Consider the following 14287-nt stretch of genomic DNA (forward strand, 5'->3'; position numbering starts at 1 on the left):
TGTTAAAGCTTAATTTCAATAAATAAAATTGTAAGCGAATGAAAATCCGAAAATTTGCCGCCATAGATATAGGATCGAATGCTATTAGATTATTAATACATAACGTTATTGAAGACGAGGGTAAAGAAACGCAATTTAAAAAGAGCTCTTTGGTGAGGGTGCCTATTCGTTTAGGACAGGATTCTTTTACTGTCGGAGAGATATCAAAAAACAATGCTACCCGAATGGTGGAGGCTATGAAGGCTTTTAAGCTGTTAATGAAGGTGCACAATGTCGAAAAATATATGGCTTGTGCAACGTCAGCTATGCGAGAAGCTAACAATGGAAATGAACTGGTCGAAGCCATTCAACAAAAATCAGGAATTGAAATTGAAATTATAGATGGTAAAAAGGAAGCAGCCATTATTGCCTCAACCGACCTTCATTTATTGATAGAAAAAGATAAAACATACCTTTATGTAGATGTAGGAGGAGGGAGTACAGAGTTTACTATTTTCAACCAAGGGCGAGTGTTGGCCTCCAAATCGTATAAAATAGGGACAGTTCGCCTGTTAAATGAAATGATCACGGAAGAAATCTGGAGGGATATAGAAAAATGGATTAAAAAGAATACGAAGGATTATAAGAAGGTAGAAATAATAGGTTCCGGAGGTAATATCAATAAACTGTTTAAAATGAGTGGACGTAAACCGGGAACACCTCTTTCGTATATCTTTTTAAATGCTCAGTATCAGTTCCTGAAAGAATTAAGCTATGAAGAGCGTATTTCCGAATTAGGATTGAATCCCGATAGGGCGGATGTGATTATTCCGGCAACCCGAATTTACCTGAATGCCTCAAAATGGAGTGGTGCCAAAAAAATACATGTACCTAAAATAGGACTATCAGATGGTATAATAAAACTGCTGTATAGTTTGGAGAAGGATAAGGAATTGGCACTATTGTAGTCAATTAATTTTAGCAGATCCAAAAACATTGAGATACCAATTGTACTAAAAGCTAAATAGAAAGAGGCGATCTTAAGCAGTGTAAAACTGCAGGGAGATCGCCTCTTTTAATTTTTATACCTAACCGATTCCTTTCAAGCTTTTTGATGTTATAAGCATTTGTAAATGAACGTGTCACTCAACTAATATTGCCAGGGAAGTGATAAAGTATAGTATGGTTATGGTGATTTAAACTTTCATTCTCATTTAAAGCCGTTTAACCATGCATGGTTGCATCTTTGCCCAGTACTTGCATGATTTTAGCTTCAAACTCCAATAAGTCTTGCCATTTTTGGTCTACTTCTTCACGATCCCCATACTTGCGGGCAAAACCTAAAAACATGGTATAGTGGTTTGCCTCACTGGCCATAAGGTTTCTATAAAACTCAGAGAGTTCCCGATCGTTAAGTTCTTCGGATAGTAGGCGGAAACGTTCACAACTTCTCGCTTCGATAAGCGCAGCATATAACAACCTATGTACTAATTGAGTGGTTCTGTTTCCTCCTTTAGGGAAAAATTTCATCAAGCGGTTTACGTATTCATCTTTACGATCTCTACCCAAAACCCATCCGCGCGCTATAATTTTGTCGTGAACCATTTTAAAATGACTGATTTCTTCTTTTACCAAGGCAGTCATCTCCTGTACCAATTCGGTGTATTCGGGAAACTGTACAATTAGTGATATAGCTGTACTGGTTGCCTTTTGTTCGCAATAGGCATGATCTGTTAAAATTTCTTCAATATTCTTCTCGACAATATTTACCCAGCGGGGATCTGTTGGAAGTTTTAAACCGAGCATTGTTATGTGTGATTTTAATTAAAATGTTTTTAAAGTTCTTATGCTGAGAGTTTTATATCGATAAATATATTTCTTTATCGAGGATTTAAACCTCCGAGCTTCATCAAAACTTACCTTAGCACCATATAATAAGGCAAAAATAATGTTTTTAAAAACATTTTAGCCAATACTCGCAATAACGAATTCCCCTGTCTTGATTGATTAGTAGCAAAATGTAATTGAGATTATTGAATATCGATTGCTCAATTATATTTTAGGCTTACTTATGATTTGTATTTGGTTAGGCAAAAAATGATATGTAAAAGTATTGTTTAAAATTAAATAGAATACGAACCAAAAACATTTCGAATGCTAATTAACGATAAATATCATTTGTCTTATAGCACCAATATTCATCCTGGAGAAGGGTGGAAGGGTACCTTTAAGAATCTGGCCGAGTATATACCTTCGATTAAATCCAGTATTTCTGAAGACAAACCTTTTGGTATAGGTTTAACTCTGACTAATTTAGCCAGTCAAGAACTCAATAAAAATTATAATCTCATTTTTTTTAAAGAATGGTTGGAATCAAACAACCTTTATGTTCATACGATTAATGGTTATCTGTATGGTGGCGAAGCATATTCCGCTATAAAAGATGCTGTGCATTTACCAGATTGGACCACCAAAGAGCGGTTTAAATATACCAAGAGACTCATTGCGCAACTGGCACTCTTATTGCCTGAAAATATGAATGGTAGTATAACTACCTCTCCGTTGAGCTATAAACACTGGCATACTTCAGATGCTTTGTTGGAGAATAGTTATAAATCCTCTGCCAAAAATCTGGCTAAAACCATCCTGGAATTATATAAAGTTGAGCTTAAAACCGGGAAATATATTCATTTAGATCTCGAACCGGAGCCAGATACACTTATTGAAAATAGTAATGAGGTTATCGACTTTTTTAGAGGATATTTAGCACCTATAGCTGTTAATTACCTGGTAAAAAAATTAAAGACCAGTGAAGAAATAGCCGAATATATGGTTTATCGTTATATCAACATATGTTATGACGTGTGTCACTTCTCATTAGTTTATGAAGAACCAGAACTAACTTTCAAAAGGTTTAAGCAAACAGGAATCAAAGTGGGTAAAGTACAGTTGAGCTCCGCTTTGAAAGTCGTTTTTGAAGAGCACAGGAACGATTTGATTATTCAGAATTTGTTCGCACTAAAAAATTCAGATTTTTTACATCAGGTTCGTGAAAAAATAGGGGATCAGGTAGTGAAATATCATGACTTTCATATGATTTTAAACAAGAAGCAATTGATTAATGAAATTAGGGCACAATTCCATGTTCCTGTTTTTATAGATAAATTCGGCGCACTGAATTCAACACAGGATCAACTCATAAAAGTGATCAAGTGTCTTAAAGAGCAATCTATTACCGATCATATTGAAGTTGAAACTTATACCTGGGAAATATTACCTGAGGATTTACGAAAAGATTTAAAAGGTTCTATTGTTCGGGAATTGTGTTGGGTGAAAGAACAACTGAAGAGTTGATTAAAAATCGAGGTCAAAAGACTTTCGAAGTGTCTCTACATGAGGATTCTTTTCAACTAATTTCTGATACTTTTCCTGTGGAGTAAAAGCATATTGTTTGGCCGCAACTTCATTTACAACGATATGAAGCTTGAGATCATAATTGTTTAGTTTCTTTTTCAGGTAGGTCATTAACGGATATTGATCCCGTTCTACCTCTTTTTTCATAGTATCATTAGGTAACTCAATACTAATAGTGAAATCTTCTTTTAACTTTGGAATATCAGATGATAATGAAGACGCTAAAAGTTTTTTCCCTTCTTTGTCGATTTTCAACACATATTTTTTCCAGTATTCCTGTAAGGTTGATTCCTCAAATGGATCGCTTGGTAAGTTTTCCTCATCAACAACAACATCCTGTTTCTTTAACTCGTGCTCCTTTTTTGCTTTTATACTGGATAGAGATAGTCCGGAAACTTTTTTGTCGAGATTTTTTAATTTTATTTTAGGAGCAGGCTTTGTTGCCTTTTCTGTTACTGTAGCCGTCGAAACTTCGGAAACGTTAGACGTAGTTTCATCAGAAGATGTAACCTGAGTAGTAGTTGCTGAAGGTTTTTCGTGATCTAATCTTTTTTCAAGGACCTCAGGTTCAGTACTGTGGAAGTAAGTTGCTGGAATTATGAAACGTTTACCATTTTTTTTTTCTCCATCAAAATTGATAGAGGCAAGTTCCATTAAGCAAAGTTCCACCAGCAGTCGCTGATTTTTACTGGTCTTGTAATTCAGATCACACTCGTTGGTTAGTTTGATGCATTGCATCAAAAACGGAATGGAGGTTTTTTGGCTTTGCTCTAAATACTTTTGTTTTGCCTCTTCACCAACTTCAAGGAGCTCAATGGTGGCTTGATTCTTACAAACCATCAGGTCTCTGAAATGCGAGGCAAGTCCGGCTATAAAATGGTGGCCATCAAAACCATGAGAAAGTGACTCGTTAAACTGAATTAGTAATTCCGGAATATTATTAGATAATATATAATCAGTAACCTTGAAATAAGTATCGTAGTCTAAAACATTTAGGTTTTCGGTTACAGCTTGTCTCGTTAAGGTTGTTCCTGAAAAACTTACTACTCTGTCAAAAATTGACAGCGCATCCCGCATAGCACCATCTGCCTTTTGGGCAATGATATGTAAAGCATCATCTTCTGCCTGTATGCCTTGATTTTCAGCTATATATCTTAAATATTCCTTGGCGTCTGTAACCGTTATTCGTTTAAAATCAAATATCTGGCAACGTGAAAGAATAGTAGGAATGATCTTGTGTTTTTCAGTAGTAGCAAGAATAAATATAGCATGCTTTGGCGGTTCTTCCAGCGTCTTTAAAAAAGCATTAAAGGCAGCCTGAGATAACATATGCACCTCATCGATGATATAAACCTTGTACTTTCCTACTTGTGGCGGAATTCGAACCTGATCAATTAAATTACGGATATCATCTACAGAGTTGTTGGAGGCAGCATCGAGCTCAAAAATGTTAAAAGCAAAATCTTCGTCTTCACTTTGAGAGCCATCTTGATTGATCATCTTTGCCAGAATACGGGCACAAGTCGTTTTACCAACCCCTCTTGGACCACAAAATAATAAAGCCTGAGCTAAATGATTATGTTCTATGGCGTTTTTGAGTGTGTTCGTAATCGCTTGTTGTCCAACAACATCCTTGAATGTTTTGGGGCGATATTTTCTAGCCGATACTATAAAATGTTCCAACTTTGATTGTAATTTATTGAACCCGTAAAATGAGGTTTTTCAACGAGAAACAAAGTTAAAAATTGAATCCAAAATTTAATAATTCCAATCCATATTTTACCATAAGTTATTAACATCGGAAAAGACTTGAAAAGTTTAGTAATTGTGGCTTATTAATTAAATTTATAAAAGAGATTGATATTACCCCGATACTTTTCTGAATGGTCATTGAGAATACTTTAAACCAATTCCTGAAATTTAAATTAATAAGTCCAAAAAAGAAGTACCTTTGTGTCGCAGACTATCTTATCGCTGTCTCATTGAGATGGAGGAAAGTCCGGACACCATAGCGCGGCATAGCGGGTAACACCCGTCATCTACTTCGGTAGATAGGACCAGTGCAACAGAAAGAATGTACAGGTAAGGCTGTAGTGAAATCAGGTAAACTCTATGTGGTGCAACGCCAAGTAAACCAGCGCTTGAGGATCGCGCGTCCAATGTTGGAGGGTAGGCGGTTAAAGCTTTTTGGTAACAAAAAGTTCAGATAAATGATAAGACTCGACAGAATCCGGCTTACAGGTCTGCTTTTTTTGTGAATTAAATTAAAAATCCCTCTCAGAGGGATTTTTTTATTGCGGCATATAAGAAAGATCGCTCCGTATATAACCACTAACTTCTTCGAAATGAATTGCCGTTTGCATCACCTTCTCAAAAAGTGCTTTTCCTTCTTCCCCCATTAATCTCATCGTCTCAGCATCCTGTTGCTCAAAACTAATGGCATCTTTGGCAGCTACTGCAACCATGAAGTACGTTTTCATATTACCAAACCCACTTCGATACAGACGGTAATGTTGTTTTATGCCTTTATTCTTATACATGGCTTTAATCTCTTTGGCTAATGCAGTGGCTTTTTCAACATCAGATGGTTTAATTTGCCAATAATAGAATCTTCTGTATGGTTGCCCTTCAGGAGTCTGGGTCATACCATCCGGCATATATGATAGTTCGTGATCGAGATGAAGGATATAACCGCCGTGCTCGTCATAACATTTATTGATTCTGTGAAACAGTTCATTCAGGGCATTTTCTCCCATTTTTTCAGATAATGTAGCGAATGTATTTCGATCCATATCCGCCATCTTATCAATTTTGGTTACATGAAGATACCTGAAATCATTCGTTGCCACAGAGAGCCACTTAGCATCCGGAATATTATGTTTTTTTAAATTGCTTACCAGTTCTTTTATGGCATTCTCGTAAGTAATGGCCATATTAGGGATTACTATATCCTCGTGTATTCGATAAGTTTCAACAGTGCTTCCATTTTGTGCAATTGAAGAAAAAGGAAGCATAATGATTAATAAAATGATTAGCTTTTTCATGATTATAAAGTGGTTTGATTAATTCGTGTTAGTGGTGTCCATTTGCATTCTGGATTTTTTTAATGCCTGATATATAGGTAAATGATTCCAATACCCAAATTCTTTAATTATTTTGCCGTCTTTGATCATTGCGGTGATATGATAAGGAACTTCAACTTTCTCACCTGTGTTTTTGAAAGTTGCGCTCCAGGTAGCCCACATATTAATCCAGTGGTCACCATCATCTTCAACAATCATTTCATAATAAATAGAATCTTTAGAACTGTAGGTGGATACGTCCTTTAGTCCATCTTTGAAGCGCATGATCATTTCGTCTACTGTAATAGCTTCTGTGCTATTGTGATATATTTTTGCAGTATCGACGTAATTAGCCCTAAAGGCTTCCCAATTTCCTGAATAATAACTTTCGGTATTGGATTTTGCAAGATCTATTTCAGGCGCACTGCTGAAATATTGTTTTGGTTCTTGTTCGCATGCCAGTAATAAAACAAACATGACTACGAACACATGAATAGTTTTCATAATAGTTGTTGTTTGGTTTTAATAAAATTCTAGCAGAAAGAAGTACCGTTTATGGTAGAAATACCATGGGGTAGAATCAGTTAGTTAGACTATGTCTAAGATACTGAAAATAAATAATATATGCTATTTTTTTGCTCTTGGTATTATTAGGCTTTAAGCGGGAAGTTCAAAGAAACTAAATGTACTGCCGCCATATGATTTTAAATAACTGAAATTAGGAAGTTGGCTCAAATCAGTATGTTTAGAGTGCTCTATGATGAGCATACCATCTTCCGAAAGTAAGTTCTTTGAAAACACTAATTCTGAAATTCTGGCAAATTCTTCAGTAGGGAAGTTGTATGGCGGGTCAGCAAAAATGATGTCTGCTTTTTCACTTGTTTTTTCTAAGAATCTATAAACATCACTCTTAATGGGTCTTATTGGAAAGTCGAGTTCTCTGGCCGTTTTGCTGATAAACTGAATGCAACCAGAATTCCCATCGACGCTGGTTATGTGTATCGCTCCTCTACTGGCAAATTCATAACTGATATTTCCTGTGCCGGCGAAAAGGTCTAAAACGGTGAGCTCATCAAAATAATAATGATTATTTAGAATATTGAATAAGGCTTCTTTCGCAAAATCGGTAGTTGGACGTACGGGAAGCTTCTTAGGAGCTATTAGTCTTTTTCCTTTATGTTTACCTGAAATAATTCGCATCTAAAAACTATTGAGAAGTATAAAGTGTCTATGATTAGCTATCGGTGCAAGACTATCGTTTATAGTATAGTCAATATAGCTATTTCCGAACTCAACATATTTTATATATTTATAAGTTATATCAAATAACTCGCTGTCTTTTTGGATGTCTCCCAGAAGGTATAGCGTAAAATGCGCCGGATTTAATTGAAGCTGCTCAGCCGTGAAAAGAATGTAGTAAATGAAATCTTCTTTTGTTTGATAGGTATATCTGTTATAGAGAATTAATTTAGAATTTTTTGAAATGACAATTTCAAAATGACCGTTATGTACGTTCACAAACATAACTGAGTCCAAAGTTTTAGGAGCTTTATGTAATAGGTTCTCCACTAAAATTGAGGCAGTATGCTTAAATTCAAATTCTCCTATGCTGTCAAAGATAAAGTTGTTTACGTTAGTAAAAGGGACATAAACGTTTACCATTGAAGCAGTTTTAAGCTCATCGTAAGCAATAAAATCAGTCGCTAATATTTTGACATTGTATTTTAAATAATTAGCTAAATGATTTTCATTAAATAAATCTTTTGGGACGAACGAAGAAAGCTCATTATTATGAATAAGCGTTATTTTGTCGTAAGCTGTTTCGCTGAGTTTGTGTTCCTGAATGAAGGGATCTAATTGATCAATTAGTTCTTCAGGGGAGGAAATTTGCTCAAAAGACTTATGGGCTAAGCTTTCAATAGTCTTGTGTAGCGTATCAAGGATACAAAAAGAAAGTCCACTCAAGCTAACCTGAATGGACAGTTCTTTATAAGTTGTGGTAAGTATATTATTTGTCTTTCTTAGAGTCATAAATTGTAGGCCAGTTACCACTGGTACTAACTTCACTTAATGATCCAACAATAATTTCAGGTCCGTTAATATCATCAACTGAAATCACTTGACTTTCTTTTGTAACAAGATCTTTAGGCTGATCGTGTAATACTACACTCTTAGCTACTTTTGCTTCAAATACAGAAGCTTGATATCCACTCTGTTCTAATACATCAACCTTAAGGTCGAATTTCTCATTATTAGCAGCATGAGGAACATTCATTAAAGTTTTGTATCTGTCAGAATTTTTGAATAAAGAGTCTTTTACAGATTTAGTTCCCAGGGTATCAATGATCACAACCTCTTTAAGCATATCGATACGATATGTTTCGTCGTATGCCATGTAAGATGAATCTCTTTGCTGAGTTATGGTGAATTTAGCAGTGTCAACAAATTGAATTAATTTATCAAAGCTGCCCGTATAACTTCCATTTACTGTGAGATAGGCTTCCTCAGCGTTTCTAATATCTTTTAATTTTGCAATTACGTCAGCGTAACGTTTCTTTTTTACTTTTTCAAATTTTATTGGTCCATTGATTGAATTATAAATCATGTAAGCAAAAAAGAAGCTTAACAACCAAAAAACAATTTTTAATACGGTCTTCATCTTTTTTATTAAGTTAATTTTTGTGAGCGGTTAACGCAAATCTACAATTTTTTTTTATTCACAAAAGTATTTGCCCTTAAAAATCATCCCTAACTTTGGCTCACAAACCCTTTCTTTATGAATGCAATTAAATTTTATAAACTGTTAAAGGAAAAATTCCCTCATGAACCCACTCATGTTCAAAGTGTTGTGCTTCAGCAACTCTCTGAGTTTATCTTTTCTACAGACAAGAATGGGGTGTTTTTATTGAAGGGATATGCAGGAACTGGAAAAACAACAATCATTGCAGCTATTGTTAAAAATTTGTGGCACACCATGAAAAAGGTGGTTTTGTTAGCTCCAACCGGAAGAGCGGCAAAGGTTATTACCAGCTATTCTCAAATAACAGCTTACACCATTCATAAACATATATATTTTCCGAAGAAATCTAAAGGTGATGGTATTCGTTTTGTTTTAGCTCCCAATAAGCTTAGGGATACGATTTTTATCGTGGACGAAGCTTCCATGATCCCAGATGCTCCGACAGATTCTAAACTATTTGAAAATGGTTCTTTGTTAGATGACCTTATTCAATATGTGTATTCCGGGCATAACTGTAAGTTGGTTCTCATAGGAGATACAGCGCAGTTACCTCCGGTTAATCTTGAAATAAGCCCTGCGCTTAGCGAAGACACTTTATCGCTTAACTATAATAAAGAGGTCATTAAAATGGAGTTGAATGAAGTAATGAGACAACAACTCGATTCAGGAATTCTTTATAATGCAACTGCCCTCAGAGAGCATATGGATAATGGTTTTTATAATGATTTCAAGTTTAACTTAAATGGATTTTCTGATATCGTCAGACTGATTGATGGTTACGAAATTCAAGATGCCATTAATCAATCTTATAGTGAAAATGGTAAAGAAGAAACGGCAATTATTGTAAGATCAAATAAAAGGGCAAATCTTTATAATCAACAAATTAGAGGTCGTATTTTGTTTTTAGAAAATGAGCTGGCCGCAGGTGATTTCCTTATGGTAGTCAAGAATAACTATTTTTGGATTAAGGCCTCTAGTAAGGCAGGTTTTATTGCCAATGGTGATATAATAGAAATCCTTGAAATTTTTGCTATTAAGGAGTTGTATGGCTTTAAGTTTGCCGAAGTTAAAGTTCAGATGGTTGATTACCCTGATATGAAACCCTTTGAAACTGTATTGTTACTTGATACTATTACTGCAGAAACTCCTGCATTATCCTATGATGATTCTAATCGATTATATCAGGAGGTAATGAAAGATTATCAGAATGAGTCCTCCAATTACCGAAAGTTTTTACAGGTGAAGAATAATAAATACTTTAATGCATTACAGGTTAAATTTTCGTATGCTATTACCTGTCATAAAAGTCAAGGTGGTCAGTGGGATACTGTCTTTATTGAACAGCCCTATGCGCCTAATGGGATAGATAAAGATTATTTAAGGTGGTTGTATACTGCCGTAACCAGAGCAAAGAATAGATTATATCTTATTGGTTTTAAAAATGAGTTTTTTGAGGATTAAGAATAATAATCTATTTTAAATTTAGCTTAAGTAAATTATTCAATATTCGTTTTAAGTCAGGCTGTGTATTTGGATCCATAAGATTTAAAGCTGTGACATCGCATAGGTTTTCAACGAGCTCCCTTCCTCCCAGTGTATTGGTTGAAATACCTGTAACAATATCAGGTTTCATATTAAATGCCTTCATTAAACCATATACGGCATAAGGGTCTGAGGCACTTAAAATATTGCATTTTACATGCTTTTTAATTGCCTGAAATGCAATTTCACCATTATAAGGTTCTAAAGGAGAGGCTCCAATTTCTATAACAGCGACATCTGGATTTTCGTGACTCATCCGGCTTTTTAAATAATTCATTTTATCTTTAAAAAGTCCAGATCCACAAATAGAGGAGGGAAGTCCTGCATCTACAAAATCAATAATTGTATCTGCACCAACATCTTTAATAGCTAAAATGTCTTTATAGCGTCCTGCTCCTGCTATTTTTGCTCCAAGAACTTTTAAGCCATTTTCTTTGAAAATCTTGGTTACAATTCTAGCTGAAGTTGTTTTACCAGCTGACATTGAAGTGCCGGTAAATAAAACAACAGGTATATTAAACTCTTTTGTGGAAACGGGTTTAATAAAATCATTCATCACAATCTTATGATGGTTGCGACTGAGATGCCCAAGATATTCTATGGTAATCAATGCACTCATAAACATGGACCTGGAAGTGAGTTTACCCAATAAACCACCGGAGGTTAAAACATGCATGATCCCATCATCAGTAACTTCTTTCCAACTTCCTGTGGCCTCTAAGGTGGCATGCCTTAATCCCAGGGCTCCAATTAACACTTCTCCGCCCATTACACCCCTCATTCGTCCATTTGTTAGTTCAAGCTGCGCAGAGGGTTTTCCAATATCTATGATCTTACAGGCTACATAATCACCGGTTTCCCAAAGATCTTTATTAAGCTTTGTTACTGAATAATTTTTTTCGGAAAGATCAGTGATTCTCGTGAGGGAAGTATATATATGTGTTGAGTTCATCGTTGTAGTGGTTTTAGGTTTAACGGTTTATCTAAAATGAGGAGGGTTAGTAGTAAGGTGCGCTCCATCATTTTTTCTTTTAAAATAAATTCATGTTGAGCATGTGCTCCATCTCCTGTGGTCCCAAGTCCATCCAGAGTAGCAGTGTATAAACTTGTGGTATTTCCGTCTGATCCTCCTCCAGCAGTGGCATCCTCCAGGTTCATATTCATAAGCTTGGCCTTTGAAAATGCCAAATTCCATAGGGTTTCATTGCGTTTCGTTTTTTCCATAGGTTGCCTTCCGATTTTACCATGAATTTCCAGGGTTGTATCTGGTATCGTAGGTTTTAAACTGTGAATTTTATCACTAATAAATTTACCATCCTTTTGATTGAGTACCCTAACATCAATAACAGCAGTACTTTCAGGAGCAACCACATTAGGAGAAATACCACCAGTAATGGTACCTACATTTACTGTAATGCCTTTTTCAGCATCATTCATAGCATAAAGTTTTTGAATCTGATGAGAAAGTTCGACAATTGCATTCACCCCTTTTTCAGGCTCAAGCCCCGCATGTGCGGCCTTTCCTTTTACTGTTAAAGTAAATCTTCCAATACCTTTTCGAGCTGTTTTTAATTTTCCCTGTAATCCTAAAGGTGGTTCCAGAATATAGGCCCGGTCAGCAATGATTGCTAGCTTTTTAATTATGGAAGTTGATTCTTTACTGCCTGTTTCTTCGTCTGAATTAATCAATATAACCGGGGTAACTGAGGGAGTCAACTTTAAATGATGCAGTGCTTTAATTGCGAATATTATTTGTGTTAAGCCAGCCTTCATATCATAAACTCCAGGTCCCGATAGTTTTTCCCTGGTGTCGGTCATTGGCATCGATTTAATAGTGTTTAGACCCCAGACGGTATCACAGTGACCAATGAGCAGTTGAATGGGGATATTTTTTTTTCGTTGTTTTGGTCGGGCAAATAAATATCCACCGGATTTATTACCCGGATTTCGAAAAGTATAGTAATCGAGCGCTTCTAATTCTTGTCTTAGTAGCTCCATAATCTTATCAATGGCTGGTTTAGAACCTGTGGGAGATTCGGTTTTTACTAATAGTTTTAGGTAGGATAAGGCTTCTTCTTGCTTTGAATCTAAGAAGGTTTTAATCTCAGCAACTATTTGATTTACTGAATTCATCGTTTGAAGCCTTTAGGGAAAGGGAAGTTAAACGTCTCTGTAACCTTTGCAAACCTGCCAGGTGCAATATAAACCAGGAGGCCATGATCTTTTAGCTGAGATTGCTGGTCTTTTTCGGATTCTATGAGGTAGTTCTCATTTACCGAAGCATGAGTTATTATTCCTGAGATTATACTGTTTTCTCCAAAACCATCAATTATTTTAAAAAGTTTACATTCTAACCTTAGATAAGAATCTTTTAGAATCAGTGCGTCAATATGGTCAGATTTTAATGTGGGTAAAGCATTAATTATATTCTCTGATTTTGACGTGATTTGATCTCTTGGAAATGCCGATAAAGAGGCTATGGTAACGCTTTCAGGTAAAAGGAAGCTTACAGTGAATGTTTTGGAAACTTTTACATTTCTATAAGTTGAATGCTTTGGCGTACATACAAAACCAAAATAATTTTGGAATCCCAATGGCGTAATCATATGTTTAGGAGCCATATCATAGCCATCATTTTCTTTGGTTCCAATAACTACTAGCGGGGCTGCTATAAAAGTTTTATCCCAAATTGGAAATCCAATATCCAAAGAAACGTAATTATGATTCTTGTTTAATTTCATATCGCTACATTAATAGTTTAAATTACTGATTTTCAACCTGAAAAAGATTGATAATTATCATGTGTAGGTTAGTGTTATTGTTGGTGTTACGTTTGGAGGTTGCGGCTTATTCTAATCAGAAATGAGTTATTTCGTTGTTCAAATAATTAGTATATTTATTGATGGTGTTCTTAAAGTTTAAGTATGAACGTAGAAACTATAATTAGTATTTGTTTGGGTATAGGACTAGCGGCCAGTGTAGGCTTTAGGGTGTTTTTACCTTTATTTGTTCTTAGTTTAGTTTCGTATTTAGGGGTTTGGGATTTAAATGATAGTTGGCAATGGTTGAGTTCAATTCCCGCATTTATTACTTTAGGAGTAGCCATGTTGTTTGAAGTGTTCGCCTATTATATTCCTTTTGTTGATAATTTGCTGGATACTATAGCAATCCCCCTCGCAGCTGTTGCCGGAACAGCAGTTGTGGTATCAACAGCTTCAGATTTAGATCCGCTAATTACCTGGTCGTTGGCAATCATTGCAGGGGGAGGTACTGCATCGGCAATAAAAGGGATGTCATCAACGACTCGATTAGCTTCATCAACTTCAACAGCGGGATTAGGAAATCCTGTAGTAGCAACCATAGAAACGGGTGGATCAATAGTGATGTCTTTACTATCTGTTTTTTTACCGGTTGTTTCCTTTATTATAGTATTAATGATTCTTTACTTTTTATATAAGATTTCGAAAAAGTTCAAAACTTCTAAAAATTGATTTTTCATTTAGAAGCTGTATTTTTGAAGATTAAATGTTTCAGTAAAAATTTGTATAAC

At 35.4% G+C, this 14287-nt stretch carries 14 protein-coding genes and 1 other RNA gene; 5 read left to right on the forward strand and 10 right to left on the reverse strand.

Going from position 1 to position 14287, the window contains the following annotated elements; translation table 11 throughout:
• The first annotated feature begins 38 nt into the window (after positions 1-38).
• Complete coding sequence (locus tag P278_RS03315; protein WP_038262366.1) at positions 39-947, forward strand: Ppx/GppA phosphatase family protein; 909 nt, start codon at positions 39-41, stop codon at positions 945-947.
• 256 nt (positions 948-1203) lie between these two features.
• Here the strand turns inward: P278_RS03315 and miaE are convergent, their stop codons facing one another.
• On the reverse strand, positions 1204-1785 hold the full coding sequence (miaE, locus tag P278_RS03320) for a tRNA-(ms[2]io[6]A)-hydroxylase (RefSeq protein ID WP_038262369.1): 582 nt from the start codon (positions 1783-1785) through the stop codon (positions 1204-1206).
• 348 nt (positions 1786-2133) lie between these two features.
• On the opposite strand from miaE, the gene eboE reads away from it, so the two are divergent.
• Positions 2134-3333 (forward strand): metabolite traffic protein EboE, encoded by a 1200-nt coding sequence (gene eboE, locus P278_RS03325; protein ID WP_038262372.1) that lies wholly within the window; start codon positions 2134-2136, stop codon positions 3331-3333.
• Here the strand turns inward: eboE and P278_RS03330 are convergent, their stop codons facing one another.
• Complete coding sequence (locus P278_RS03330; protein ID WP_038262375.1) at positions 3334-5076, reverse strand: DNA polymerase III subunit gamma/tau; 1743 nt, start codon at positions 5074-5076, stop codon at positions 3334-3336.
• 272 nt (positions 5077-5348) lie between these two features.
• On the opposite strand from P278_RS03330, the gene rnpB reads away from it, so the two are divergent.
• Positions 5349-5647: RNase P RNA component class A (rnpB, locus tag P278_RS03515), an RNA gene on the forward strand.
• Between the two features lie 37 nt (positions 5648-5684).
• Here the strand turns inward: rnpB and P278_RS03335 are convergent.
• The 5 genes from P278_RS03335 to P278_RS03355 form a co-directional block, all read right to left on the reverse strand.
• Positions 5685-6437 (reverse strand): hypothetical protein, encoded by a 753-nt coding sequence (locus P278_RS03335; protein ID WP_038262378.1) that lies wholly within the window; start codon positions 6435-6437, stop codon positions 5685-5687.
• An 18-nt stretch (positions 6438-6455) separates the two neighbouring features.
• On the reverse strand, positions 6456-6959 hold the full coding sequence (locus P278_RS03340; RefSeq protein WP_038262382.1) for a nuclear transport factor 2 family protein: 504 nt from the start codon (positions 6957-6959) through the stop codon (positions 6456-6458).
• Between the two features lie 153 nt (positions 6960-7112).
• Positions 7113-7655, reverse strand: coding sequence for an RsmD family RNA methyltransferase (locus P278_RS03345; RefSeq protein ID WP_038262385.1), 543 nt, complete (start codon positions 7653-7655; stop codon positions 7113-7115).
• Complete coding sequence (locus tag P278_RS03350; RefSeq protein ID WP_038262387.1) at positions 7656-8486, reverse strand: DUF3822 family protein; 831 nt, start codon at positions 8484-8486, stop codon at positions 7656-7658.
• The gene (locus tag P278_RS03355; RefSeq protein WP_038262391.1) at positions 8464-9114 is read right to left on the reverse strand and encodes a hypothetical protein; all 651 of its coding nucleotides are present in this window, start codon (positions 9112-9114) and stop codon (positions 8464-8466) included. The genes P278_RS03350 and P278_RS03355 overlap by 23 nt, the downstream gene beginning before the upstream one ends.
• A 117-nt stretch (positions 9115-9231) precedes the next feature.
• Here P278_RS03355 and P278_RS03360 point away from each other — a divergent pair, with 117 nt between their 5' ends.
• A complete protein-coding gene (locus P278_RS03360) occupies positions 9232-10656 on the forward strand; it encodes an ATP-dependent DNA helicase (protein ID WP_038262392.1) in 1425 nt (474 codons plus the stop codon).
• A 10-nt stretch (positions 10657-10666) separates the two neighbouring features.
• On the opposite strand, the gene P278_RS03365 is transcribed toward P278_RS03360, so the two are convergent.
• The 3 genes from P278_RS03365 to P278_RS03375 are packed head-to-tail and all read right to left on the reverse strand — an operon-like array spanning position 10667 to position 13478.
• Positions 10667-11689 (reverse strand): hypothetical protein, encoded by a 1023-nt coding sequence (locus P278_RS03365; RefSeq protein ID WP_038262394.1) that lies wholly within the window; start codon positions 11687-11689, stop codon positions 10667-10669.
• Positions 11686-12870 (reverse strand): M20 family metallopeptidase, encoded by a 1185-nt coding sequence (locus P278_RS03370; RefSeq protein ID WP_038262396.1) that lies wholly within the window; start codon positions 12868-12870, stop codon positions 11686-11688. Before P278_RS03370 ends, P278_RS03365 begins: the two co-directional genes overlap by 4 nt.
• Positions 12867-13478: a flavin reductase gene (locus P278_RS03375; protein WP_038262398.1), complete on the reverse strand. Its 612-nt coding sequence runs from the start codon at positions 13476-13478 to the stop codon at positions 12867-12869. The genes P278_RS03370 and P278_RS03375 overlap by 4 nt, the downstream gene beginning before the upstream one ends.
• Positions 13479-13661: 183 nt before the next feature.
• Between P278_RS03375 and P278_RS03380 the strand changes: the two genes are divergently transcribed.
• The gene (locus P278_RS03380) at positions 13662-14228 is read left to right on the forward strand and encodes a DUF4126 domain-containing protein (RefSeq protein ID WP_038262400.1); all 567 of its coding nucleotides are present in this window, start codon (positions 13662-13664) and stop codon (positions 14226-14228) included.
• Positions 14229-14287: the final 59 nt, after the last annotated feature.

The organism is Zhouia amylolytica AD3 (assembly GCF_000511935.2).
GTDB classification, from domain to species: domain Bacteria; phylum Bacteroidota; class Bacteroidia; order Flavobacteriales; family Flavobacteriaceae; genus Zhouia; species Zhouia amylolytica.